Source organism: Rhodoplanes roseus (genome assembly GCF_003258865.1).
GTDB lineage: Bacteria > Pseudomonadota > Alphaproteobacteria > Rhizobiales > Xanthobacteraceae > Rhodoplanes > Rhodoplanes roseus.
This window is the reverse complement of record NZ_NPEX01000010.1, coordinates 1-25,215: the sequence shown is the minus strand read 5'-3', so window position 1 is coordinate 25,215 and position 25,215 is coordinate 1. Positions and strand designations below refer to the sequence as shown.

The window sequence follows — 25,215 nt, the reverse complement described above, 5'->3', positions numbered from 1 at the left end:
CGCCCGCCCCTACTCCCGGCGGCCGCCGCGCAGCCAGCGCTCGATGTAGTCGAGCGCGGCGGCGCGCTCCTGGTCGGTCGCCGTCTTGAAGGCGGCCGCGTGCATGTCGTTGATCCAGGCCTCCTGCGGGGTGGCGGCGTCGCGGGCGAGCGTCAGCCACATCAGGCCGCGGGCCCCTTGGCGCGGCACCGCCTCGCCCTTGAACAGCATGGCGCCGAGCATCGCCTGGGCCTGGTACTGGCCCTTGTTGGCGGCGAGCTGCAGCCAGCGCGCGGCCTGGCGGGCGTCCTTCACGCCGCCGTGCCCTTCGAGATACATGCGGCCGAGATTGTACTGGGCGTCGGGGTCGCCGAAATACGAGGCCGCGTAGGTGAACATCTCGCGCGCCCGGTCCGGATCGGACTTCACGGTCGAGTTCGGGATCCCGTCGAGATAGTAGTTGCCGAGCGCCACGAAGGCATTGGCGACGAAGCGGGCGCGCGGGGTGCCAGGGCTCTCGTCGGCATGGGCGTCGGCGACCTCGCGGAAATACTCGAAGGCACGCACGTCGTCCTGCTTGACGCCGTCGCCCTCGGCATACATCCGGCCGAGCTTCCACTGGGCGATCGGATGGCCCGAGGCGGCGGCGTATTCGAGCGACGAGACGCCGCCCTTGGTGTCGCCGGCCCGCAGCGCCTGGGCGCCCGAGCGGAACGCCTCCACGGGCGTGAGGTTGCGCATCTCCGGCGGCGACTGCAGCCGGCCGGGCGCCATCATGGCGGCACCGCGCGGGAAGAGATCGACGCTCACGGCCGGTGAGATCTCGGCCGGGCCCCGCGACCCGTCGAACGCGACTGCGGTGCCCAGCCCGATGGCCAAGCCCGCAGCGACCAGCAATCCAACGCGACTAGACGTCCGCATAGCACTTCTTCTCGGCCACGGCGCCCGGATGGGTGAGCGCGCCGGTCCGTGCCGGCCCCACCTGCTGGGCGTATTTCCACAAGTAGCCCGACGTCGCCGTCGTCCGCTTCGGCTTGAAGGCCGCGCGGCGAGCGTCGAGCTCCGCCTTGGAGAGCTTCACGTTCAGTGTGCCGGCCTCGGCGTCGATCTCGATGATGTCGCCGTCCTGGATCAGGCCGATCGGGCCGCCGGCCGCCGCCTCCGGGCCGACATGGCCGACGCAGAAGCCGCGGGTGGCGCCGGAAAAGCGTCCGTCCGTGATCAGGGCGACCTTGCCGCCGGTGCCCTGGCCGTAGAGCGCGGCCGTGGTCGCCAGCATCTCCCGCATGCCGGGGCCGCCCTGCGGGCCCTCGTAGCGGATCACCAGCACGTCGCCTTCCTTGTAGCGGCGCTTGCGCACCGCCTCGAAGCAGGCCTCCTCGCCGTCGAAGCAGCGGGCCGGGCCGGTGAACGTGATGCTCTCCATCCCGGCGATCTTCACGATCGCGCCGTCCGGAGCGAGGTTGCCCTTGAGGCCGACCACGCCGCCGGTCGGCAGCAGCGGACGGTTGGCGGGACGAACGACGTCCTGCGCCTTGTTCCAGGACACCGAGGCGAGGTTCTGGGCCATGGTGCGGCCCGTCACGGTCATGCAGTCGCCGTGCAGGAAGCCGTGGTCGAGAAGCGTCTTGAGGATGAGTGGAATGCCGCCGACCTCGAACAGGTCCTTGGCGACATAACGGCCGCCCGGCTTCAGGTCTGCAATATACGGCGTACGCTTGAACACGTCGGACACGTCGAAAAGATCGAAGGCGATGCCGCACTCGCTGGCGATCGCGGGAAGATGAAGCGCAGCATTGGTCGAACCACCCGTGGCCGCAACAGCCGCTGCGGCGTTTTCGAGCGCTTCGCGGGTCACGATATCGCGAGGCCGGATGTTGCGGCGGATCAGCTCGACGATCTGCTCGCCGGCCGTCATGCAGAAGCGGTCGCGGATCTCGTAGGGCGCCGGCGCGCCGGCCGAGTACGGCAGCGCGAGGCCGATCGCCTCCGAGACGGTCGCCATCGTGTTGGCGGTGAACTGCGCCCCGCAGGCGCCGGCCGACGGGCAGGCGACCTGCTCCAGCTCGTCGAGGTCGCCGTCGGACAGATCTCCGACCGAGTGCCGGCCGACCGCCTCGAACACGTCCTGGATGGTGACCGGCTGGCCCTTGAAGCTGCCGGGCAGGATCGAGCCGCCGTAGATGAAGATCGACGGCACGTTCAGGCGGCACATCGCCATCATCATGCCGGGCAGCGACTTGTCGCAGCCGGCGATCCCGACCAGCGCGTCGTAGGCGTGGCCCCGGATGGTCAGCTCGACCGAGTCGGCGATCACCTCGCGGGACGGCAGCGAGGACTTCATGCCCTCGTGGCCCATGGCGATGCCGTCCGTCACCGTGATGGTGCAGAACTCACGCGGCGTGGCGCCACCGGCCGCGACGCCCTTCTTCACGGCCTGGGCCTGACGCATCAGCGCGATATTGCAGGGCGCGGCCTCGTTCCAGCAGCTCGCCACCCCGACGAAGGGCTGGTGGATCTGCTGCTTGGTGAGGCCCATGGCGTAGTAGTAGGACCGATGCGGCGCGCGCTCGGGACCTTCGGTCACGTGCCGGCTGGGCAGCCTGCTCTTGAGGTCCGTCCTGGCGTCCATCGCGAGTCATGTCCCCTGTCGAGACCATCGGTGATCTGCGCATCGGTGCGCCGAAGACTGCGATCTGGACCCATTCGAAATCGTGGAGGCGTGTGGCGGAAAATAGGCGTTTAGGGTTGACATCGCCTCGGTCACGGAAATGTTGATCCCCTGTTGCGGCAACGACACACGCTGTGGTCACGGATGCACAGACGGCCCGCTAAGCGCGACCGGCCGCAATCACGTTCCGAGCTGCCGAAAGTCCCCGTCGTCCCGGCTCAATATGCACGTCGCAGGTCGCCAGACCGTCAAACCGCTCGTGACGATGCGAGCGATCCCGTCGAGGATTCCTTCACCATGAGGCGCACGGCCCTGCCCCGCCTGGACCGCGACTTTTTCGCCCGCAGCGTTCATCGGGTGGCGCCCGAGCTGATCGGCGCCACCCTGCTGGTCGACGGCATCGGCGGCGTGGTCGTCGAGGTCGAGGCCTATCACCACACGGATCCGGCGGCGCACAGCTATGTCGGCCGCACCGAGCGCAACGCCGTGATGTTCGGCCCGCCCGGACATGCCTATGTCTACCGGTCCTACGGCATCCATTGGTGCGTGAACGCGGTCTGCGAGCCGGAGGGCTCGGCCAGCGCCGTTCTGATCCGCGCCATCGCGCCGACCGTGGGGATCGAGCTCATGCGGGAGCGGCGTGGGCTGGCCGAGGAGCGGCTGCTGTGCTCCGGCCCCGGCCGCCTGTGCCAGGCGCTCGGCATCACCCGGGCGCTCGACGGTGCCCCGCTCGACGCACCGCCCTTCGCGCTGCTGCCCCGCGCAGAAGAGCCCGAGATCGTCGCCGGCCCGCGAATCGGCATCACCAAGGCGGCCGACAAGCCGTGGCGCTACGGGCTGAAGGGCTCGCCCTTCCTCAGCCGGCCGTTCCGGCCGGCCGGGCCTCCGCCGCGAGCTCGGTGAGGCGGAAGGCCGGATCGAAGCCGAGTTCGGCGCGCGCCTTGTCGATCGCCACCTCGCCATCCTCCTCGGCGATGTTGTAGAGGCCCGGCGCCCCGCGCGAGATCGCCAGCCGGGCCGCCTCGGCGGCGGCATCGACATGCAGGGGTGCACCGGCGGGAGGCGTCTCGGCCCAGGTCCCGGGGCCGTAGAGCCGGCCGTAGCGCAGCACGAGGCCGTCGAAGCCCGGCATCTGGGTCACCAGCTCCTCGAGGGCGTGGACCCCGCGGGCCGTCACGGCTTGCGGGCCCCCTTCACGGGCGGCGAGCGGCGACGCCTCGGTGAACGGCCGCGGACCGTCGGCATAGGCGAAGGCGATGCTCTGGGCGATCAGGCGGGGCACCTTCGCGGCCTGCACGGCGGCCACCAGATTGCAGGTGCCCTCCACCCGGATGCGGGCGTTGCGGGCGAGCGCCTCGTTCAGCCCTTCGGCGTCGAGGAGGTCGGGCAGATCGGTGAGCTGGTGGATGACCACGTCCGGATGCGCCTGCGCCACCGCGGCCGCGAGCGCCGGGCCGTCGAACACGTCGACGACGGCCGGCCGGGCGCCGGCCCGCTGCAGCGCGACCGCCTTGTCGGGCAGCCGGGTCGTGCCGGTGACCTCGTGGCCGTCGCGGACCAGCATGGGAACGAGGCGGCGACCGATGACCCCGGTCGCGCCGGCGACGAAGATGCGCATGGCCCCTCCTGGCGTCGTCCCAGCTCCTGGCGTCCCAGCTCCTGGCGTCCCAGCTCCTGGCGTCCCAGCTCCTGGCGTCCCAGCTCCTGGCGTGCCGATCCGCTCGAACCGTAGACGCCATCGGGAAGCGCCGGAAGCGCGCCGAGGTTCCCTGCGCCGTCAGAGCGCGTCGCTGTCGGCCTCGCCGGTGCGGATGCGGACTGCCCGCTCGACCGTGGTGACGAAGACCTTGCCGTCGCCGATGTGGTCGGTGCGCGCCGCGCCCCGGATGGTCTCCAGGACCCGCTCGACCCGGTCGTCGTCGACCACGATGTCGACCCGGATCTTGGGCAGGAACGCCACCGTGTACTCGGCGCCGCGATAGACCTCCTTGTGGCCACGCTGGCGGCCGTAGCCCTTGACCTCGGTGACGGTCATGCCCTGCGCCCCGGCGGCCGACAGGGCGGCGCGGACGTCGTCGAGCTTGAAGGGTTTGATGATGGCGGTGACGAGCTTCATGACGGCACTCCAGAAATGATGGTCGGACGCCGAGCAGACGGGATCGGGTCCCGGCGCCCGAAAAGGGCGCGGCAGTCCGAAGGCGTGTCGAGGCCCGGAACGATACCGGTAATGCGCCGCGAAAACAGACGGAATTTCACGGATTTGCGGGATTTGCTGCCATGCACTGCCGGACCGGGATCGCAGAGGCGCGACACGGACAGCCAGCCCCTCATGGTGAGGAGCGATCCGAAGGATCGCGTCTCGAACCATGAGGCCACCCCGGGCAGCAGCCCTGGCCGCCGTCGTCCTCGAGACGCGCCCCTGCGGGGCGCCCCTCAGGATGGGGGCGGAGATGAGGACCAGAAGGATCGAAGCCCCTCAGCCGGCGTCCTTCAGGCGCTCCAGGGCTTCGAGGATCTTGGCCCGGCGGGCGACCGCCTCGTCGCGCTTCTCGCGCTCGCCCTCGACCACCTCCTCGGGCGCGCGGGCCAGGAAGTCGGCGTTGCCGAGCTTGTTGTCGACGCGGGCGATGTCGGCCTCGGCCTTGGCCTTCTCCTTGCCGAGCCGCGCCCGCTCGGCCGCGATGTCGATGACGCCGGCGAGCGGGATCGCGGCGACCTCGCCCCGCACGACGAGCTGGACGGCCCCCTTGGGAGCGGCGTCCGCACGGCTGATCCCCTTGAGCCGGGCCAGCCGCTCGATCACGTCGGTCCAGCGCTGCGCCCGCGCAAAGCTCGCCTCGGAGCCGGTCAGCACCAGCGGAAGCTGGGTCGCCGGCGGCACGTTCATCTCGGCCCGCACCGAGCGGATCGCCTGGACGAGGTCGATGACCCAGCCGATCTCGGCTTCGGCCTCGGGGTTCGATAGGCCGTCGGCCTGCGGCCAGGACGCGAGCGCCAAGAGGCCGTCGCGGGGCGCCCCGCCCTCGGCCGTCACGGCCCACAGCTCCTCGGTGACGAACGGCATGAACGGGTGCAGCAGCTTCAGGATCTCGTCGCGGACATGGGCCACCATGGCGCGCGTCTCGTCCTTGGCGGCACCGTCGGCGCCGAGCAGCACCGGCTTGGACAGCTCCAGGTACCAGTCGCAGTAGACGTTCCAGACGAAGCGATAGACCGCGCCCGCCGCCTCGTTGAACTTGTAGGCCTCGATCGCCTCGGTGGTCTCGGCGACGGCGCGGGCGAGCTCGTGGCCGATCCACTTGTTCAGCGTCTCCGTCACGCCGCGCGGGTCGAAGCCCGGCACCGTGGCGCAGCCGTTCATCTCGGCGAACCGGCTGGCGTTCCACAGCTTGGTCGCGAAGTTGCGGTAGCCCTCGACCCGCGCCTTGGCGAGCTTGATGTCGCGGCCCTGCGCCGCCATGGCGGCGAGCGTGAAGCGCAGTGCGTCGGCGCCGTACTGGTCGATCAGCTCCAAGGGGTCGATGACGTTGCCCTTGGACTTCGACATCTTCTGGCCGCGCTCGTCGCGGACCAGCGCGTGGATGTAGACGGTCTTGAACGGGACCTCGTCCATGAAGTGAAGTCCCATCATCATCATCCTGGCCACCCAGAAGAAAATGATGTCGAACCCGGTCACCAGCACGCTCGTCGGATAGTAGCGCGCGACCTCGGGGGTCTGGTCGGGCCAGCCGAGCGTCGAGAACGGCCACAGGGCCGACGAGAACCAGGTGTCGAGCACGTCCTCGTCGCGGATCAGGAACGGCGCCCGGCTGTCCGGATCGAGCGCCATGTCGTGGCCTTCCATCGGCGTGATGGCCTCGGTCTCGGCGTAGTAGGCCAGCGCCCGGGAGACGGCCTCCTCCTCGGTCTCGGCGACGAACACCTTGCCGTCCGGCCCGTACCAGGCCGGAATCTGGTGACCCCACCAGAGCTGGCGGGAGATGCACCACGGCTGGATGTTCTCCATCCACTCGAAATAGGTCTTCTCCCACGTCTTCGGGACGAACACGGTCGAGCCGTCGCGCACCGCCTCCATGGCGCGCACCGCCAGCGCCTTGGCGTTGACGTACCACTGGTCGGTGAGGAACGGCTCGATGACGACGCCCGAGCGGTCGCCGTGCGGCACCATGTGGGTGTGCGGCTCGATCGTCGCGAGCAGGCCTTCGGCCTCCAGCCGCTCGACGATCTTCTTGCGCGCCTCGACGCGGTCGAGCCCGTGCAGCGCCACGGTCTCCTGCAGCGCCGGCGTGACCGGCACACCTTCGAGGAAGTCGACGTTCTCGGCGAGGTCGAGCCGCCCTTCGGTGTCGAGCACGCTGATCAGCGCCAGGTGGTGCCGGCGGCCGACCTCGAAGTCGTTGAAGTCGTGCGCCGGCGTGATCTTGACCGCGCCCGTGCCCTTCTCCGGGTCCGAGTAGGTGTCGGCGACGATCGGGATGCGGCGGCCGACCAGCGGCAGGATCACGTGCTTGCCGACGAGGTGCGTGTAGCGCTCGTCGTCGGGATGCACCGCGACCGCGGTATCGCCCAGCATGGTCTCGGGCCGGGTGGTGGCGACCGTGATGGTCTCGTCGGTGCCCTCGACCGGATAGCGGATGTGCCAGAGATGGCCCTTCACCTCGACCTGCTGCACCTCGAGGTCCGAGATGGCGGTGAGGAGCTTGGGGTCCCAGTTGACCAGCCGCTTGTCCTTGTAGATGAGCTCCTGGTTGTACAGCTCGACGAACACCTTCAGGACGGCGCGCGACAGGCCCTCGTCCATGGTGAAGCGCTCGCGCGACCAGTCGCAGGAGGCGCCGAGCCGGCGAAGCTGGTTGACGATGGTGCCGCCCGACTCGGCCTTCCAGGCCCAGACCCGCTCCAGGAACGCCTCGCGGCCCATGTCACGGCGCGACGGCTCCTGCCGCTGCATGAGCTGCCGCTCGACCACCATCTGGGTGGCGATGCCGGCATGGTCGGTTCCGGGCTGCCACAGCACGTCCTTGCCGCGCATCCGCTCGAACCGGACGAGCACGTCCTGCAGCGTGTTGTTGAGCGCGTGCCCCATGTGGAGCGAGCCGGTGACGTTGGGCGGCGGAATGACGAGGCAATAGGGCGCCGCGCCCTGGCGCTCCGGCCGTCCGGCCCGGAACGCCTGCGCCGCCTCCCAGGCGGCCGAGATGCGGTCCTCGATGGCGGCGGGCTGATAGGTCTTTTCGATCATTTTTGCGAATTCTCGACGCGTCGGAGCATGATCCCGAAACGTGGGCACCGGTTTTCGGGGCAGATCATGCGTCACTCGGACAGGTGAAACGGGGCCACCAAACCCCCCGCACCCGCCGCTGTCAACGTCGGCGCAGTGCCGGTCCGGGTCGAACCTGCGCAGCCCGGGAGAGGAGCGGCGCGCCCGCAGCGGCGGCGCCCCTAGAGCCGCGATCCCGATCGTGTAAGCTTCGCGCTCACCAGGACCTCGACCGCCCACGTGCCCGCCCCGATCCCCTCCCCGTCGTCCGCGCCGTCGCCTGCCCCCCCGCCCGCATCGATGACGCGTCCGATCGTGATGCTGTCGCTCGCCGCGTTTGCGAGCCAGGCCCAGGTGCGGGCTGCCGACTCGGTGCTGCCGCAGATCGCGGCCGACTTCTCCGTCACGGTCGGGGCCGCGTCCGTCGTCGTGTCGTCCTATCTGCTGATGCACGGCACCATGCAGCTCGTCGTCGGGCCACTCGGCGACCGCTTCGGCAAGTACCGGATGATCACCGTGGCGGCGGCGCTCGCCTCGCTGCTGGTGCTCGCCTGCGCGCTCGCGACCTCACTCGGCGGGCTGACCCTGATCCGGCTCGGCTGCGGCCTGATGGCCGCCTGCGTCATTCCGCTCGGCATGGCTTACATCGGCGACACGGTGCCGTACGAGCGGCGCCAGCAGGTGCTCGGGCGCTATCTCTCGGGCCAGGTCATGGGGCAGCTCTTCGGCCAGGCGGCGGGCGGCATCATCGGCGATGCCCTGGGATGGCAGGCCGTGTTCCTGGTGCTGGGCGGCATCTTCATGCTGGCGGCGGTCGCGCTCGCCGCCGAGCTGCGCCGCAACCCGCTCACCCGGGCGACCAACCGCGACGGCGCCGACATCGGGCTGATCGGCGGCTACCGCATCGTGCTGAGCAACGCCTGGGCCCGCACCCTGATGCTGATCGTCTTCGTCGAGGGCGCGCTGATGTTCGGGGCGCTCGCTTATATCGGCGCCGACCTGCATGCGCGCTTCGGCCTGAGCTTCACCATGGTGGGCGTGGTGATCGGCACGTTCGGGCTCGGCGGGCTGATCTATGCGGCTTCGGTGAAGATCCTGGTCGGCCGGCTCGGCCAGACCGGGCTGGCCGTCGCGGGCGGCTGCACGCTCGGCCTCGCCTATGCGATCCTGGCGCTCGCGCCGGCCTGGTGGCTCGCACCGCTCGGCGTCACGCTGCTCGGCCTCGGCTTCTACATGCTGCACAACACCCTGCAGACCAACGCGACGCAGATGTCGCCGGAGGCGCGCGGCACCGGCGTGGCGCTGTTCTCGGCGTCGCTGTTCCTCGGACAGCCGGTCGGCGTGGCGCTGTTCGCGCCGATCATCGACCGTTTCGGTGCGCCGCCCGTGTTCGCGGTCGCGGCCGCGCTGCTGCCGCCGGTCGGGATTTGGGTCGCGATCCTGCTGCGGCGGCGGGCTGCCAGGGAGGCGTGAGCGGGGAGGCCTGACCGGGGAGCCTGATCGGGCGGCGCGCCGGGCGTCCGCCGGCGCCGTGGCGATCAGCGCTGGCCGCGCGAGACCCGCTCGATCTCGGCCCGCACCATCCGCTCGACCATTTGCGGAAGATTGTCGTCGAGCCACGACTTCAGCAGCGGACGCAGCATCTCGCGGACCAGATCCTCGAGCGTGCGGGCGTTCTGCACCAGCACGGTCTGGGCGAGCGAGTTGAAGGCCGAGTCGACGGCGGCCGAGGTGGACGCCGACAGGAGCGACCGGTCGAAATCGGAGTCGCGGTCGTGGGACACCGGCCGCCGTGCGTCCCAGCCCGACGACTCGCTGAACACGACCTCCGGCTCACCGTCGATCTTGCGGAAGCCGGGCGCCGCCGTGCGCATGTCCTCGGTGAGCTCGAGGATGTCCTCGGCCGGCGGCTTCGGAGCCGGCGCGGGTGGAGGTGGCGGCGGAGGCGGAGCGGCAGCGACGGGAGGCGCGGGCGGCGGCGGAGGCGGCGGTGCCGGCTCCTCCTCGGGCTCCGGCGTCGAATCGAAGGTCGCGAACAGCGCGTCGATGTCGTCCTGGCTGTTGGTCGCGTCCGGCGCCTTGACGGGCGCGGGCGGCGGAGCCGGTGCCGGCTTCGGGGCTTCGGCGGCAGGAGCCGGCGCAGCGGCCGCCGGCTTGGCCGAGCCGGGCTTGGAGGTGTCGTCGTCAGCAATGATTCTGCGGATCGACGCGAGGATTTCCTCCATCGACGGCTCTTGCGCCTTTGCCGGTTGGTTCATGCGATCCGTTCCCGTTGCCGGTCGCTCCGGTCGAGCCGACGATCAGACAGGGCGAATCATCGCCCCACAACTCGCTCGCAGTATGAAGAGGAGGCCCTCATGTGCAAGCAATCCAACGACATTACGCCCAGCTCGCTGCGGCGGCATAACGGCCGCGCGCGGCCGGACGATCAGCGACCGTCCGGCGTCCGCACACCGCCCCAGGTGTCGCGAACCTGATGATAGTGCGTGACCGGATCGTAGATCCCGGTCGGCAGCCCCAGAACGACCGGCGACAGACGCCCGACGGACGAGAGCAACGTATAGGACGCGACCACCCGGTCGCGCTGCGCCGTCACCAAGGCGACCCGCGCATTCACCAGTTCCTGCTGCGCATTGAGGACGTCGAGCGTGGTGCGCTGACCGACCCGCGCCTCCTCGCGCACGCCGTTGAGTGCGATCTCCGCGGCCGACACCTGCGCCTGAGTCGCCTCGATCTGAGCCTTGGCAGCGTCGAGCTGGCCCCAGGCCTGCGAGACATTGGACTGCGCCTGATCGCGTGCGGTCTCGAGGTCGAGGCGCTTCTGCCCGAGGGTCTCCTTCGCCGAACGGATCTGCGCATAGTTGGCGCCCCCCTGATAGATCGGCACCGAGAGCTGGCCGACCAGCGAGGCGTTGAGCTGGTTGTCGACGGTCGGGCTGACCGCCCAGCTCCGCTGCACGCTCGCCTGCGCCGTCAGGGTCGGAAGCAGGGTGCCCTCGTTGATCTTCACCTGAAGGGCCTGCACGTCGATGCCGAACATCGCGGCCGTGACGTTCGGGTTCTGGGCGCGGCCGCTGTCGATGGCACCCGGCAGCGTGCGCGGCGACAGGCGATCGACCGGGGTGGCCGCGGCGAGCTTGCCCGGCTCGACGCCGATCACCTGCCGGTACGTCGCCTTCGAGGCGGTGTAGTTCGATTCGGCCTGCGACACCTGCGACCGGCCGGCGGCGAGCCGCGACTCGCTCTGCGCCACGTCGGTGCGCGTGACCTCGCCGACCGCGAAGCGATCGCGGGTCTGGCGAAGCTGCTCCTGCAGCACCTCGACGTTGCGCCGCTGCAGGTCGAGAATCGCGGTGTCGCGCAGCAGGTTCATGTAGGCCGTGGCGGCGTTGAGCAGCACGTTCTGCTCGATCAGTCGCAGCGTCTCGCGCGCCGCCGAGACCTGGCCCTCGGCCTGGCGCACGCGATTTCCGGTCTGGAAGCCGTTGAACAGCGTCTGGGTGCCGGTGATGCCGACGGAGCGCTGCGTGAAGGAGTCTTCGACCGAATAGTGCGCGCCACCGCTTCGACCGTCGTACTTGGTGTATTGCTGCCCGACTTGCGCAGTCGCGGAGACGCTCGGCCGGTAGCCGGAGAGCGCGGTGGGGACGTTCTCGTCGGTGGCGCGGACGATGGCGCGCTGGGAGTTCAGCTGCGGATTGTTCTGATAGGCCTGGGCAAGGGCGCCCGGCAGCGTGTCGGCCACGGCGGGGACGGCGGTGCCGCCCATGGCCGCCGCGAATGCCGCTGCGGCCACCCGTCGCCGAAACATCATCGCTCCTGCCATGCTCAACCCCGACTTCGTGACGCCAGAAACGGTGGCGCCGACACGGCGCCAAGGTGACACCACCATAAAAACCAGCCGGGTCGCTGGAAACCCCAGCGGTGAAAAAGATGCGTAGTGGCGTATTCGCGCCACAGGCTGGAAACCAGCAAAAAAGTCTTAGAAAACAAACGCGGGGGGCTTGGAGAAGGCCGGCAGCACGGGCGCGGAGGCGTCGAAGACCGGGATACCGCTCGGCTCCCGGTTCACCGATCGGTAGAGAATCGCTTCGCCCGGCGCCTTGGTCCCGACGATCGCCACCAGACGGCCCCCTTCGGCCAGCTGCGACAGCAGCGCCCGTGGGACGGAATCGACCGTGCCGTTGACCAGGATCGCGTCATACGGCCCGCCGGACGGCCATCCCGCCTCGAGCGGGCCCGACACCACGCTGACATTGCCGATGCCGGCTGACGCGAGGAGCCGGGCTGCCGATTCGGCCAGCGCCGGCGTCTCCTCCAGGCCCACCACGGACGCCGCGAGGCGCGCCAGGATGGCGGTCGAGTAGCCGGTTCCACAGGCGAGATCGAGCACCCGGTCGGTCTCGGCGATCTCCAGCGCCTGAATCAGCCGCGCCAGCACCATCGGTTTGAGCAGGCAGCGGTCCGCCTTGCCGTGGGCCACCGGCGCCACCGCGAGGTCGCCGTCCATGTAAGCCATCGCAGCCTTGGCGGCGGGCACGTAGTGCTCACGCGGAACCGCGACGAGGGCATCGAGCAGGCGCGTATCGGTGACGCCGTTGGGGCGGATCTGGTTATCCACCATCTTGCGGCGTGCGGCAGCGAAATCCATGGGTCGGCTCCGCTTGCGTCCCCGGGCCGGACGCGGGTCGGCGGTGTTGTGGAACACAGGCCTCCAAAAGGCAAGGTACCCTGCCCGGCCGCCTCCATCCGCAAGGACGATCGCCGGGGCGCTCCGGTTCGGCCATGCTGATGCAGCACCGAGGAGACACCCGTGAGCTGGCTGACCCATGTCGTCGAGGCCTTGGAGCCGCTGATCCGCGCCTATGGGGCCGGCGCCGTGACCGTGATCATCCTGCTCGAATCCTTCGGAGCGCCCGTCCCCGGCGAGTCGCTCCTCCTGTTCGCCTCGGCGCTGGCCGGCCGCGGCGAGCTCTCCCTGCCCACCCTGATGATCGGCGCCTGGGTCGGCGCCGTGGTGGGCGACAATATCGGCTATCTGATCGGGCGATTCGGCGGCCGCGCCCTGGTGCTGCGCTTCGGCGGCCGGATCGGCCTGAATGCCGAGCGGCTCGCCTGGGTCGAGACGGTGTTCGCCCGCTGGGGTCCGCTGACGGTCGCGGGCGCCCGCTTCGTCGCCATCCTGCGGCAGCTCAACGGCATCGTGGCCGGGACGCTCGCCATGGACTGGCGGCGCTTCGTCGTCTTCAACGCGATCGGAGCGGCGCTGTGGGTCGGCGTGTGGATGACGATCGGCTACGTCGCCGGCGAGCACGCCGACGTCCTGCTCGCCGCGGCACGACGCTACTGGGCGGCCTTCACGCTCGTCGCCGCCGTCATCGGCCTGGTGGCCGCGATCTGGTGGATGCGCCGCCGCCGGGCCTGACCGCGGCTCCTCGGCGCCTCACCGCAGGAACGGATTGGTCGCCCGCTCGTGCCCGATCGTCGAGGTCGGGCCGTGGCCGCAGATGAAGGCCAGGTCGTCGCCGAGCGGCAGGAGCTTCTCGGTGATCGAGCGGATCAGCGTGTCGTAGTCGCCGCCCGGCAGGTCGGTGCGGCCGATCGAGCCGCGGAACAGCACGTCCCCGGTCAGCGCGAAGCCCTGGCTGCGGTCGACGAAGGCCACACTGCCGGGCGAATGGCCCGGGCAGTGGAGGATCTCCAGCGTCAGCTCGCCGACCGACACCGTGTCGCCCTCCTCCAGCCAGCGGTCCGGCACCACGTTGCGGGCCGGAATGCCGTAGCTGCTGCCCGACTCGACCAGCCGTTCGAGCAGGAACGCGTCGTCGCGATGCGGCCCGGTGATCGGCACGCCGAGCCGCTCCTTCAGCTCGGCGGCGCCCCCGGCGTGGTCGATATGCCCGTGGGTGAGCCAGATCTGCTCGACCGTGACCCCGGCCGTGGCGATCGCTTCGGCGATCGAATCGAGGTCGCCGCCCGGATCGACGACCGCGCCCCGCTTGGTCGTCTCGCACCACAGCAGCGTGCAGTTCTGCTGGAACGGCGTGACGGGAACGATGGCGGCGCGGGCGCGGGTCATGAATGGTCCTCGATCAGCGTCTGCGGCGCCGCGGCGCGGTCGACGAGCCAGGTGACCGGCCCAGTCGACCGGACCCGTGCCGCCGGCAGGTCGTCGCCCGCGAGCAGGCGCGACAGGGCCGGACGCTTGTCCTGTCCGGAGACGATGAACAGCAAGGCGCGGCTCGAGGCAAGCGCCGGCAGCGTCAGGCTGACCCGCGGCACCAGCGGCGGATGCCCGGCATCGTCGACGCCGACCACCCAGCGCTCGCTCTCCTCGATCTGCGGCTTGCCCGGAAACAGCGAGGCGACATGGCCGTCCGGACCCATGCCGAGCAGCACGAGGTCGAACAGCGGCCGCGCCGGATCGAGCCGGCCGACGCCGTAATGCGCCACCAGGGTCGTCTCGTACTCGCGCGCCGCGGCGTCCGGATCGGTCGCGGCGGTCGGCATCGCATGGACGCGACCGGCCGGGACGCCGAGCGGATCCAGCAGCGTCGCCCGGGCCTGCGCGACGTTGCTGAGCGCGTGGTCGGGCGGCACGAAACGATCGTCGCCGAAGAACCAGTCGATGCGTCCGACCGGGATGCGCCGACGCAGCGGCGGCGCCGCGAGCGCCCGGTACACGGGCGTGACGGTGGAGCCGCCCGTCAGGCAGACGGCGGCCCGCGGACCGACCGCTTCGAGCACCGCCGCGATCCGCTCGGCGGCCGCCGCGACCAAAGCCTCGTGATCGTCGAGGACGACGAACTCGCGCAGTCCCATGCCGGCCTCAGCAGATCGGGCGCCAGCGGCGGCCGTGGTCGCCGATCAGGCGATGCGCCTCCTCCGGACCGTCGCTTCCGGCCTTGTAGAAGGCGAGCCCGTCGGTGCCGGCCTGCGTCCAGGCGTCCAGGAACGGCTGCACGGCGCGCCAGCCCGCCTCGACGCCGTCGGCCCGTTGGAACAGGATCGCATCGCCGATCATGCAGTCGTAGATCAGCGTCTCGTAGCCGGTCGACGGGGCCGCCTCGAAGTAGTCCTTGTACTGGAACGTCATGTCGACGCCGTCGATGGCGACCGACGGACCCGGGACCTTGGCGTTGAACTGCAGCGAGATCTCCTCGTCGGGCGCGATCTTGATGGCGAGGAAGTTCTCGGCCAGATGCTCGACCGGCATGTGGCGGAACATCGACAGCGGCGCCTGCTTGAACTTGATGGCGATCTCGCTGCGCCTGGCGCACAGCGCCTTGCCGGTGCGCAGGAAGAACGGCACGCCGGCCCAGCGCCAGTTGTCGATCGACAGGCCGAGTGCCACGTAGGTCTCGGTGGCGCTGTCGGGCGCGACGTCGCGGGTCACCCGATAGTCCGGCACCTGCTCGCGGCCGGCCGGACCGGCCAGATACTGAGCCCGCACCGAGCGCCGCAGCGCCTCCTCCACCGTGTCGGTCTGGATCTCGTCCAGCACGGCGGCCTTGGCGCTGCGCACGGCGCGCGCATCGAAGCGCGACGGCGGCTCCATGGCGACCAGCGACAGGAGCTGGAACAGATGGTTCGGCACCATGTCGCGCAGTGCGCCGGTCGCGTCGTAGAACTTTCCGCGGCGGCCGACCGGCAACGTCTCCGCCACCGTGATCTGCACCTGGTCGATGTGATCGCGGTTCCAGATCGGCTCGAACAGGCCGTTGGCGAACCGCATCACCATGATGTTCTGCACCGTCTCCTTGCCGAGATAGTGGTCGATGCGGAAGATCTGGTGCTCCTCGAACACGGCGAGGAGCTCCTTGTTGAGCGCCTGCGCCGACGCCAAGTCGGTGCCGAACGGCTTCTCGACGATCAGGCGCCGCCACGCCCCGTTCTCCTCGCGGGCGAGGCCGGTGCGGCCGAGTGCCCGCGCGATCGGCGTGAAGGCGGTCGGCGGCGTGGCGAGATAATAGAGGCGGTTGCCGCGGGTGCCGCGGCGCTGCTCGATGGCGACCAGACGCTCGCTCAGGCGGTCGAAGGACGCGTCGTCCTCCGGGCCGCCCTGGACGTAGCTGACGCATTCGAGCAGGCGCTCGACCACCTCGGGCTCGACCTTGCGGGTCCCGAACTGCTCGAGCGCCTTGCGCAGGCCGTCGCGGAAGGCCTCGGTCGACATCTCGGCGCGGGCGACGCCGACGATCGAGAAGGCGTCGGGCAGAAGCCCGGTCGCCGCGAGATTGTAGAGGGCCGGCACGAGCAGCCGGTGGGTCAGGTCGCCTGACGCACCGAACACGACGAAGCAGCACGGGTCCGCCGGGGGAACGTTCCGCGCGCCGTTCTTTGCCGTCATGCCTCGACCTTCGAGCCGGACGCCTTCGGCTCGATGTGACCGCCGAAGCCCGCCCGCATGGCGGAGAGGATTTTTTCGCCGAACGTGTGGTCGCGCCGCGAGCGGAAGCGCGCATAGAGCGCCGCCGAGAGCACGTCGGCCGGCACCGCCTCGTCGACCGCCGCCATGATGGTCCAGCGCCCCTCGCCGGAGTCCTCCACGTAGCCCGTGTAGTCGCCGAGCTCGGCGTCCCGCGTCAGTGCGGAGGCGGTGAGATCGAGCAGCCATGACGTGATCACGCTGCCGCGTCGCCACGTCTCGGCGATGTCGGTGAGATCGAAGTTGAAGCGCTCCTCCTTGGGCAGCGCCTCGCTGTTGGCGTTCTTGAGGATGTCGAAGCCTTCGGCATAGGCCTGCATCAGGCCGTACTCGATGCCGTTGTGGATCATCTTGACGAAGTGCCCGGCCCCGCTCGGCCCGGCATGCAGGTAACCGCGCTCCGGCCGCGTGTCGCGGGTGCCCCGGCCCGGCGTGGCCGGAACGTCGGCATCGCCCGGTGCGAGCGTCGCGAAGATCGGGTCGAGGCGCTTCACCACGTCCTTCTCGCCGCCGATCATCATGCAGTAGCCGCGCTCGAGCCCCCACACGCCGCCGGACGTGCCGACATCGACGTAATGCAGGCCGCGCTGCTTCAGCCAGCGGGCGCGGCGGACGTCGTCCTTCCAGAACGAGTTGCCGCCGTCGATGACGATGTCGCCGGCGGACAGCAGACCCGACAGGGTCTCGATGGTGCTTTCGGTGATGGCCCCGGCCGGGAGCATCACCCAGACCACGCGCGGCGCCTCCAGCTTGCGGAGCAGATCCTCGATATCGGTGGCGCCCACCGCGCCGTCGGTCACCAGCGCCGAGACGGCGCGCTCGTCACGATCCCAGACGGCCGCCGTATGGCCGTCGCGCATGAGGCGGCGCACGATGTTGCCGCCCATCCGTCCGAGCCCGATCATTCCGATCTGCATTTTTGGTTCTCCTTCAGCTCAGGGCGTGATCCACGGCGGCCGCGAGCGCCGCGAGGCCGGCCGTGACGTCGGTCTTGATGTGGATCCGCAGCGCCCGGCGACCGCGCTCCGACAGCACGCCGAAGTCGCCGCGCGCCTGCGCGGCCTTGACGATGCCGAAGCTGGCGCTCTGGCCCGGGATCGCCAGATCCGGATGATCATCGGCCGTGATCTGCAGCACGACGCCGGTGTCTGGGCCGCCCTTGTAGGCCTGCCCGGTCGAGTGCAGGAACCGCGGGCCGAAGCCGACGCAGGTCGCCACCTTGCGGTGCGCCCGCACCGAGAGGCGCATCGCCTGCAGCGTGCCGATATGGGCCGGGTTGCGCGCCACATAGGCGAGCAGCGCGACATAGTCGCCGGCCTTCACACGGGCAAGGTGCGCCTTCAGCCAGCTCGCCGGATCGGCCCCTGCCCCGGCCGCCCGCAGCGCCTCGGCGTTCTTCGGATCGGTGAAGACGTCGAACGACTCGCTCGTCGCCACCGGCGTCTCGGCCGGCAGCTTGCCGGTCGCCTCGAAGGCCGCGGTGAGCTCGCGCGTCTTGATCTTGCTCGCCTCGACGTCGGGCTGATCGAACGGATTGATCCCGAGCACGGCGCCGGCCACCGCCGTGGCGATCTCGAAGCGGAAGAACTCCTGGGCGATGCCGGCGCGGTCGCGCAGCACGATGCGCACCACCGGATGGCCGGCCTGTTCGAGGGCCGCGATCTCGGCGTCGTGCGTCGCCGATGCGTCGGAGGCGAGGCGCAGATCGACGAAGACGCGGTCGCTGCCGTAGAGCACCGGCGAGGCGAGCGGCTCGCCGTCGACCGGGATGATCGCCTTGCCGTTCTTGCCGGTCGACTCGGCGACGAGCTGCTCGGCCCAGGCGCCGAAGTCGGCGAGCGCCGGCGACGACAGCATGGTCAGCTTGTCGCGGCCGGCCTTGGCGGCGAGACCGAGCACCAGGCCGAGCCGCACGCCCGGATTGGCGGCCGGCGGCACGTCGGGTCCGCAGGCGTGCACCATCACGTCGGCCGAGGTGAGGAACTGCTTCAGGTCGATGCCTGCGGCGGCGGCAGGCACCAGGCCGAACGGCGACAGCACCGAGTAGCGTCCGCCGATCGTCGGCTCGCCGTGGAAGATCTTTCGGAAGCCGTCGCGCTGCGCGACCTTCTCGAGCGACGAGCCTGGATCCGTCACCGCGACCACGTGGCTGCCGGCCGCATCGCCGACCGTCTGCCGCAGGCGGTCGAGGAAATAGGCGAGCATCACGTTGGGCTCGGTGGTCGAGCCCGACTTGCTCGACACGATGACCAGCGTGGTGGCGAGCGTCACGGCCGCCTCGGTGGCGCGGACCTGCGCCGGATCGGTCGAATCGAGGATGCGCAGCTTCGGCCAGCCCGGCTGCTGCCCGAAGGTCTCGGCCAGCACCTCGGGGCCGAGGCTCGATCCGCCCATGCCGAGCAGCAGGACGTCGGTGAAGCCGGACGCCTTCACGTCGGCCGCGAAGGCCTGGTACTCGGCGAGCTTGGACCAGCCGTGCGCCGTGCTGCCGAGCCAGCCGAGCCACTTGGCCTCGTCGGCGCCGGTCCACACGCCGGCATCGCGCGCCCACAGACGGCGGATCAGGCCCTTGGCGCGCCACGTCTCGGTCTCGGCCGAGACCGCCTCGGCGAGCGCGCGGTGCGCCGTGATGGTCTGGCTGTCCATGCGGTCACCCAGGACTTGGGCCCGCTTGGTCGCGACGGCGGCCAGAAGCTTGTCGGCCGCATCGGCAAAGAGTTGCACGCCTTCGGTCACGAGGCGGTCGGTGATCTCGTCGAGGGAGATGCCGGATCTCGCGAGCTGGGTCAGCGCCGCCGCGGCCTCGTCGACGCTGCGCTCCAGCGTCGACGCCGCGGTGCCGTGCTCGCGGAATGCATCGAGGGTCGCCGGCGGCACCGTGTTGACGGTGTCGGGACCGATCAGCTCGTCGACATAGAGGACGTCGCTGTAGGACTTGTTCTTGGTGCCGGTGGAGGCCCACAGCAGCCGCTGCGGCCGCGCGCCCTTGGCGGCGAGCGCCTTCCATCGATCGCCCGCGATCAGCGCCTTGTAGCTGCGATAGGCGAGCTTGGCATTGGCGATGGCGATCTCGCCCAGCAGCTCCTCCAGCCGGGAGCGCTCCTCGGGATCGTTGACGGTCGCGGCCTTCTCCTCGATCAGCGCGTCCACGGCGCTGTCGATGCGGCTGACGAAGAAGCTGGCGACACTCGCCACCTTGGAGACGTCGCCGCCCTGGGCCGCGAACGCCTCGAGGCCGGCGATGTAGGCCTCCGCGACCTCCTCGTAGACGCGGCGCGCGAACAGCAGCGTCACGTTGACGTTGATGCCCTCACTGATCAGCGTCTGCACGGCCGGGACGCCCGGCGCGGTGCCGGGCACCTTCACCATGAGATTGGGCCGGCCGACGTCGCGCCACAGCCGCCGCGCCTCGACGACGGTCGCCTCGGTGTCGAGCGCCAGATAGGGCGACACTTCGAGGCTGACGAAGCCGTCGGCGCCGCCGGTCGCGTCGTAGACCGGGCGCAGCACGTCGGCCGCCTTCTGGATGTCCTCGATGGCGAGCCGTTCGTAGAGGTCGACGACGCTGCGGTCACCCTCCTGCAGGGCCGCCCGGATGGCGTCGTCGTACTCGCTCGATCCGCCGATCGCCTTCTCGAAGATCGACGGGTTGGAGGTGACGCCGCGCACTCCGTCTTCCGCGACCAGCCGAGCGAGGTCACCTTTCTCGACGAAGCCGCGGGCGACGAAGTCGAGCCACACGGCCTGGCCCTGGGCCTGCAGCGCTTTCAGAGGAGTCATAGTCCTGATCCAGAGGTTCGGGTGGCCGGCCGGACGATCGGACCGCGGGCGGATGGTTGTCCGCCGGCACCGACGACCGGCTCGGAGTCGGGGTGATCTTAGACCTTCGGGCGGCGCCCACAACGACCCGGGACGACGTTTTCGTCAGCGAGAAAGCCGTCCAGCTCCGGCTCGTGTCTTGTCGAAAGCCGCCGGGACCTCCACCGTGCCCACGGCCATCGCGGTACCGCAGGTCAGGGCTTGAGGACGACGGCTTCGAGCGCCCGGGCCAGCATCTCCGACCGAAACGGCTTTTGCACGACCGGCATGTGGGCCCAGGCGGGCGCGAGCCCGTCGACGCCGTAACCGGTGGTGAAGACGAACGGAATGCCGCGCTCGCGCAACCGCTCCGCGACCGGATAGACCTCGACACCGTCGAGATTGACGTCGAGCACGGCGACGTCCGGGCGGTCCTCGTCCAGGGCCGACAGCGCGTCCTCGATGCAGGCGACGTTGCGAACCACCCGACAGCCGAGCTCGCGCAAAATGTCCTCGATCAGGAACGAAATGATGGCCTCGTCCTCGACGATGAGAACGTTCAGACGATCGAAATTCGGCAGATTGGAGTCTGCGTTTTCGTCCGACATCAGCCCGGCGTCGAGGACAATGGAATATCCATTGTACATCGCAGCCCGGACACAGCGTAGTCAAGCTCGGCGGACCCGCGCAACTGTCGCGCGAGGCCGTTGCGGACCAGACGCGAGCCGAACCCGGCGCGGGTCGGCGGCACGACCGGCGGGCCGCCGTGCTCCTGCCAGACGAGATGGACCACCGGCACGCCGGCGCGCTCGACCACCGACCAGCTCACCGACACACGCCCTGCGGACGCCGACAGCGCGCCGTATTTCACGGCGTTCGCAGCGAGCTCGTGAAACACCAGGGAGAGCGTGAGCGACGCCTGCGCCCCGAGCCGGATGGTGTCGCCCGCGATCGTCAGCCGGGCCGGATCGCCGCCGCAGCTCGGATCCACGGCACTGCCGACGATGGTGGCGAGGTCGATCGGCTCCCAGCGGCCACGGGTGAGCTGGTCGTGCGCGCGGCTGAGCGCCACGAGCCGGCCCTCGAAATCGTCCTGCGCCTCCTTCGGCAGTCCGCATTTGCGGATCGTGTGATCGGCGAAGGACTGCACGGTCGCGAGGGTGTTCTTGACCCGGTGGTTGAGCTCGTTGAGCAGGGTCCGCTGCTGATGGTCGGCGCGCTTGCGCTCGGTGATGTCCTGAAAGCAGCCGACCGCCCCCAGCACGGCACCGTCCTGGTCGGTGATCGGCTCGACATTCGCGAGGACGATGGCGCGGCCGCCATCGGAGCGCTCGAGCACGATCTCGCGATCACGCACCGGCTGGCCGGTGCGCATGAAGTCGCCGACCGGTGTGTCGAGCAGACCGAGGTGATGGTGACCGGTGTCCCGCACCGGGCGCGGCGGCCAGGCCGAGGGAGAGTCGTCGGTGACGACGGGAGAGCGGCCCCACATCTCGGCGGCGCGGCGGTTGCAGTGAACGATCGCCCCGACGTCGTCGCAGAGATAGGCGGCGACCGGCAGCGCGTCGAGCATGTCCTTCCAACCACTCAATTTTACGGAAGCGGAACAGGATCTCGAGCCGCCGGCGACGGCAGCAGACGTCAACACGGCATCCATGGGCTGACCTTCACGGGGCGCAATCCGAGCGACAGTACGATCGCGCCACCAACGCGCCACCTGCAGAATGGTTCCACCCCCTCCAGCACCACTCCCCGCGGATTAATCTCATTCGGCGGGAACGATGCGCGGGCCGGCCGGCCGCTCCGACGGCGGTGCGCCGAGATCGCCGTCGGCGTCGCGGCCGATCTCGCTGCGCCACGGCCGCCACCACTCGAGCCCCACCAAGACCGCGACCAGCACGGTCGCCAGCGCCAGCGCGCCGGTCCAGTACGGGACGCCGAGAAGATCGGCGAACGTGATCTTGCCCTGCCCCTGGCCCAGAAAGGTCGTCTTCAGCCACGGCTCCGCACAGGAGAACGCCACCGCGCCGGCGAGGCCACCGATCAGCGTGAAGATCGCGTCGCGATAGCCGGCGCCGATCTGGGCGAGCGTCGTGCCCGGGCAGGCGCCGGCAAGGGCGATGCCTGTGCCGAGGATGAGGCCGCCGACCACGTCGGCGGCGTAGAGCGCCGCCTTGGGCTGGAGCTTGACGATGCCGAGACCGTTGATGACGGCCAGCACCACGGCGCCGCTGGCGACCGCGGCGAGGAACATCTTTAGCATGATGAAGGTGCGCATCTGCATCTGCCCGACGATGATGCCGGGCTCGAAGACGCGGCCCTTCTCCAGCAGGAAGCCGAACACGATGCCCATGGCGAGACCGACCGGGACGGCGACGAACAGCGACACGGAAAGCTCCTTCTCTCGGATCGTCTTTTTCTCGGATCGTCCGGACGGATCAGATGCGCCGCATCAGCAGCATCGCCGTGGCGATGCCGCCGGCGAACATGGCGGCGACCGCCACGGTGGAGCCGACGCCGAGCTGGGCGACGCCGGAGAGCCCGTGGCCCGAGGTGCAGCCGTCGGCCAGGCGGGCGCCGAACAGCATCAGGAAACCGGCCACGAAGGCGACGGCGTAGCGCACGCCGCGCGACGGCGTGCCGAGCGCCCGCGCCCAGATCGGCGACACGCCGCGGCGCAGCGAGCCGGACAGGAAGGCCGACGCGAAGGCGCCGATGGCGACGCCGACGACGAGCGCGACTTGCCACCAGTTCTTGGCCGTCGCGGTGACGTGCTTGGCGACGTAGTCGATGCTCAGGATCGACGGATCAATCCAGCCGGCGACGGTGCCGCCGACCGTGACGAAGGACGACGAGGCGCCGAGCGCGGTGTCGATCAGCAGGAAGGCCGGGATCTGCAGGAGGCCGATGAGCACACCGGCGACATAGGGCGACCAGGCGCGGTCGGTGAGCGAGATCATGAACGCCTCCGGGGGTATCGAGACGCAGGCCGTGCGCCGCCCGGACATATAATCATATTCGCATCTATAATATCAACAGCCGCTGCGCCGGGGAGGGCTCCCGAACGGCGGCGGCCGGACGATCCGAGGCGGTGGCGTCAGGGCGACCGCGGCAGCCGCCCCCCGAGCCCTTCACCGAGCCGCCCGGTCGGCGAGCGGTCGAGGCGCAGGTGCGGCGCGGCCGAATCCCGTGTCTCGGTCGAGACGCGAAGGTTCCCCACCGCGAGCGTCACTCGCGCCACCGTGGCGTCGTCGGCGCCCTCGTCGGGTCCGGTCGTGTCCGTTCTGGAGTCCCGCATCGTCAGCCCACGCATGATCATCGCCCCGCGCGCGCATCGGCGATGCGCACGCCCCCTAGTCGCAAATTGTCTGGAAGCCGACGCGGGTCACGCCCCACAACGTCTCGACACACCCGAGGATCGGCAACGACCACGCTATCGGGCCGTTACCGGTTCGTTAATCCGTTCGAACGCGATTCGTAAGACTACACAACGCGGCTGCATGATCCCCTATTACCCGCGCTGATGGCCCTGACCGGCGAGGGTGGACACCGGCGATACCCACGCGAGCGCCACGCAGGTCCGCCGGTGGCGACGATCAGTCCTCGTCCGGCGCATCCTCGATCGGATCGTATCGAGTGGCGTCGAAGCCCAGCAGGTTGAACGACTGGACCATGTGGGGCGGCAGCGGCGCCGTCACGTCGATGACGCCCTGACGCGGATGGGGGATCACGAGGCGGCGCGCCATCAGATGCAGCCGATTCTGAATTCCTCCCGGCAACTGCCAGTTCTCGATGGAGAAATACTTCGGATCCCCGACGATCGGATGGCCGATATGCGCCATGTGGGCGCGCAGCTGATGGGTGCGTCCGGTGACCGGCTTGAGCGACAGCCAGGCGAGCTGGTGCGCCGCCGTCTCGACCACGGCGTAGTAGGTGACGGCGTGGGTCGCGCCCTCCTCGCCGTGCTTGGCGATCCGCATGTAGCTCTCGTCCTCGCGCTCCTCCTTGGCCAGGAAGGTCGAGATGCGCCCCTGCCGCGGCTTCGGCACGCCGGCGACCAGCGCCCAGTAGACCTTGCGGGCCTCCCGCGACCGAAAGCTCTTGGCGAGCGTCGAGGCGGCGAAGCGGGTCTTGGCGACCAGGAGGCAGCCGGCCGTGTCCTTGTCGAGCCGGTGGACCAGGCGGGGCCGCTGGCCACGGGCATCGCGCAGGACCTCCAGCATGCCGTCGACGTGCCGGGTGGTGCCGGAGCCGCCCTGCACGGCGAGGCCCATCGGCTTGTTGAAGACGATGACGTCGGCGTCCTCGAACAAGATGATGGACTTGAGGAACGCGAGCGTCTTCTGGTCGGCCTCGGACCCGCCGGCGGTTTTCGGAGCATCGACCCGCAGCGGCGGCACGCGGACCGCCTGCCCCGCCTCGAGCCGGTCCTTGGTGTCGACCCGCTTGCCGTTCACCCGCACCTCGCCCTTGCGAACGATGCGCTGGATGTGACTGAAGGAGAGGCCCGGGAACCGTGCCTCGAAGAAGCGGTCGACCCGCATGCCGTTCTCGTCGTCCGTCACCGTGACGGTCTGGACGGCGGTCGGCGGCGGTGCCGCCTTGTCCGCCTCGACCTCCGGCTCGCGCTCGGGTGCCGCGGAAGCCGGCCGCCGCGGGCGGTCGCTGCCGCCGCGACCCGGCCGCGCCGGTCCGGACCGCGGTCCGTCCCCCTGCGCACGCTCGCCGCGCACCCGGTCCTCGCGAACCGGAGCATCGCCGAACGCCTCCTCACGGATCGGCTCCTCGCCGTCGACGACGCGGCGCTGCTTGCCGGTCTTGACGAAGCGCCGGTCGGGCGCCCGCTCGTCCTTGTTGCGGCCGGTGCGGGGGCGATCGTCGCGGCGGAACTCGCCGTAGACGCGCGTGCCCTCGTCGCGATCGCGCCGCGCCGCGCGGCCCTCGCCGGCGGCCCGCTTACCGCCGACGCCGGCTCCGCTGGGCCGCTTCGCCCCGAACGCGCCCTTGGGCTTGGCGCCGGGCTTGCCGGTGAACTTGCCTGCGAACTTGCTGCCGCCCGGGCCCTTGGCCGGAGCGCCG

At 70.2% G+C, this 25,215-nt stretch carries 23 protein-coding genes; 4 read left to right on the top strand and 19 right to left on the bottom strand.

Going from position 1 to position 25,215, the window contains the following annotated elements; all coding sequences use genetic code 11:
• Positions 1-9: 9 nt before the first annotated feature.
• The gene (locus CH341_RS02760) at positions 10-900 is read right to left on the bottom strand and encodes a tetratricopeptide repeat protein (RefSeq protein ID WP_111417502.1); all 891 of its coding nucleotides are present in this window, start codon (positions 898-900) and stop codon (positions 10-12) included.
• Complete coding sequence (gene ilvD / locus CH341_RS02755; protein ID WP_111417501.1) at positions 887-2,611, bottom strand: dihydroxy-acid dehydratase; 1,725 nt, start codon at positions 2,609-2,611, stop codon at positions 887-889. Before ilvD ends, CH341_RS02760 begins: the two co-directional genes overlap by 14 nt.
• 336 nt (positions 2,612-2,947) lie before the next feature.
• Here ilvD and CH341_RS02750 point away from each other — a divergent pair, with 336 nt between their 5' ends.
• Entirely contained in the window at positions 2,948-3,553 is a 606-nt protein-coding gene (locus CH341_RS02750; protein WP_111417500.1) for a DNA-3-methyladenine glycosylase, read from the top strand.
• Here CH341_RS02750 and CH341_RS02745 read toward each other — a convergent pair.
• From CH341_RS02745 to CH341_RS02735, 3 genes are all read right to left on the bottom strand, one after another.
• On the bottom strand, positions 3,507-4,268 hold the full coding sequence (locus CH341_RS02745) for an NAD-dependent epimerase/dehydratase family protein (protein ID WP_111417499.1): 762 nt from the start codon (positions 4,266-4,268) through the stop codon (positions 3,507-3,509). The two genes, CH341_RS02750 and CH341_RS02745, sit on opposite strands and share 47 nt — an antisense overlap.
• Before the next feature lie 159 nt (positions 4,269-4,427).
• Positions 4,428-4,766, bottom strand: coding sequence for a P-II family nitrogen regulator (locus CH341_RS02740; RefSeq protein ID WP_111417498.1), 339 nt, complete (start codon positions 4,764-4,766; stop codon positions 4,428-4,430).
• Positions 4,767-5,126: 360 nt separating this feature from the next.
• Positions 5,127-7,892: a valine--tRNA ligase gene (locus CH341_RS02735; RefSeq protein ID WP_111417497.1), complete on the bottom strand. Its 2,766-nt coding sequence runs from the start codon at positions 7,890-7,892 to the stop codon at positions 5,127-5,129.
• Between the two features lie 318 nt (positions 7,893-8,210).
• Here CH341_RS02735 and CH341_RS02730 point away from each other — a divergent pair, with 318 nt between their 5' ends.
• On the top strand, positions 8,211-9,383 hold the full coding sequence (locus CH341_RS02730; RefSeq protein WP_111417496.1) for an MFS transporter: 1,173 nt from the start codon (positions 8,211-8,213) through the stop codon (positions 9,381-9,383).
• Positions 9,384-9,448: 65 nt separating this feature from the next.
• On the opposite strand, the gene CH341_RS02725 is transcribed toward CH341_RS02730, so the two are convergent.
• A complete protein-coding gene (locus CH341_RS02725) occupies positions 9,449-10,168 on the bottom strand; it encodes a PopZ family protein (RefSeq protein WP_111417495.1) in 720 nt (239 codons plus the stop codon).
• A 170-nt stretch (positions 10,169-10,338) separates the two neighbouring features.
• Positions 10,339-11,736 (bottom strand): TolC family outer membrane protein, encoded by a 1,398-nt coding sequence (locus CH341_RS02720; RefSeq protein WP_425376140.1) that lies wholly within the window; start codon positions 11,734-11,736, stop codon positions 10,339-10,341.
• Between CH341_RS02720 and CH341_RS34015 the strand changes: the two genes are divergently transcribed.
• Entirely contained in the window at positions 11,678-11,851 is a 174-nt protein-coding gene (locus CH341_RS34015) for a hypothetical protein (protein ID WP_170149438.1), read from the top strand. The genes CH341_RS02720 and CH341_RS34015 overlap by 59 nt on opposite strands.
• Before the next feature lie 41 nt (positions 11,852-11,892).
• Here CH341_RS34015 and CH341_RS02715 read toward each other — a convergent pair whose 3' ends face one another.
• The gene (locus CH341_RS02715) at positions 11,893-12,561 is read right to left on the bottom strand and encodes a protein-L-isoaspartate O-methyltransferase family protein (RefSeq protein WP_111417493.1); all 669 of its coding nucleotides are present in this window, start codon (positions 12,559-12,561) and stop codon (positions 11,893-11,895) included.
• 162 nt (positions 12,562-12,723) lie between these two features.
• On the opposite strand from CH341_RS02715, the gene CH341_RS02710 reads away from it, so the two are divergent.
• Positions 12,724-13,335 carry a DedA family protein gene (locus CH341_RS02710; protein WP_111417492.1) on the top strand — a complete coding sequence of 204 codons (612 nt, stop codon included), beginning with the start codon at positions 12,724-12,726 and terminating at the stop codon, positions 13,333-13,335.
• Between the two features lie 18 nt (positions 13,336-13,353).
• On the opposite strand, the gene CH341_RS02705 is transcribed toward CH341_RS02710, so the two are convergent.
• The 11 genes from CH341_RS02705 to CH341_RS02655 form a co-directional block, all read right to left on the bottom strand.
• Positions 13,354-13,989: an MBL fold metallo-hydrolase gene (locus CH341_RS02705; RefSeq protein WP_111417491.1), complete on the bottom strand. Its 636-nt coding sequence runs from the start codon at positions 13,987-13,989 to the stop codon at positions 13,354-13,356.
• A complete protein-coding gene (gene pgl, locus CH341_RS02700) occupies positions 13,986-14,732 on the bottom strand; it encodes a 6-phosphogluconolactonase (protein ID WP_111417490.1) in 747 nt (248 codons plus the stop codon). The genes CH341_RS02705 and pgl overlap by 4 nt, the downstream gene beginning before the upstream one ends.
• Before the next feature lie 7 nt (positions 14,733-14,739).
• Positions 14,740-16,260, bottom strand: a complete 1,521-nt coding sequence (gene zwf / locus CH341_RS02695) for a glucose-6-phosphate dehydrogenase (RefSeq protein WP_111417489.1) — start codon at positions 16,258-16,260, stop codon at positions 14,740-14,742.
• Positions 16,257-17,255, bottom strand: a complete 999-nt coding sequence (gene gnd / locus CH341_RS02690) for a phosphogluconate dehydrogenase (NAD(+)-dependent, decarboxylating) (RefSeq protein ID WP_111417488.1) — start codon at positions 17,253-17,255, stop codon at positions 16,257-16,259. Before gnd ends, zwf begins: the two co-directional genes overlap by 4 nt.
• A gap of 13 nt (positions 17,256-17,268) precedes the next feature.
• Positions 17,269-20,118: a bifunctional transaldolase/phosoglucose isomerase gene (locus tag CH341_RS02685; protein WP_111417487.1), complete on the bottom strand. Its 2,850-nt coding sequence runs from the start codon at positions 20,116-20,118 to the stop codon at positions 17,269-17,271.
• 233 nt (positions 20,119-20,351) lie between these two features.
• Positions 20,352-20,744, bottom strand: a complete 393-nt coding sequence (locus tag CH341_RS02680) for a response regulator (RefSeq protein ID WP_111417486.1) — start codon at positions 20,742-20,744, stop codon at positions 20,352-20,354.
• The gene (locus CH341_RS02675) at positions 20,744-21,709 is read right to left on the bottom strand and encodes an HWE histidine kinase domain-containing protein (RefSeq protein ID WP_170149439.1); all 966 of its coding nucleotides are present in this window, start codon (positions 21,707-21,709) and stop codon (positions 20,744-20,746) included. The genes CH341_RS02680 and CH341_RS02675 overlap by 1 nt, the downstream gene beginning before the upstream one ends.
• 192 nt (positions 21,710-21,901) lie before the next feature.
• Positions 21,902-22,525, bottom strand: coding sequence for a YeeE/YedE thiosulfate transporter family protein (locus CH341_RS02670; RefSeq protein WP_245430836.1), 624 nt, complete (start codon positions 22,523-22,525; stop codon positions 21,902-21,904).
• A gap of 49 nt (positions 22,526-22,574) precedes the next feature.
• Positions 22,575-23,096 carry a YeeE/YedE thiosulfate transporter family protein gene (locus tag CH341_RS02665; protein ID WP_210208161.1) on the bottom strand — a complete coding sequence of 174 codons (522 nt, stop codon included), beginning with the start codon at positions 23,094-23,096 and terminating at the stop codon, positions 22,575-22,577.
• 137 nt (positions 23,097-23,233) lie between these two features.
• Positions 23,234-23,449: a hypothetical protein gene (locus CH341_RS02660; RefSeq protein WP_146604352.1), complete on the bottom strand. Its 216-nt coding sequence runs from the start codon at positions 23,447-23,449 to the stop codon at positions 23,234-23,236.
• A gap of 283 nt (positions 23,450-23,732) precedes the next feature.
• Positions 23,733-24,914, bottom strand: coding sequence for an RluA family pseudouridine synthase (locus CH341_RS02655; protein ID WP_111417523.1), 1,182 nt, complete (start codon positions 24,912-24,914; stop codon positions 23,733-23,735).
• Between the last annotated feature and the right edge of the window lie 301 nt (positions 24,915-25,215).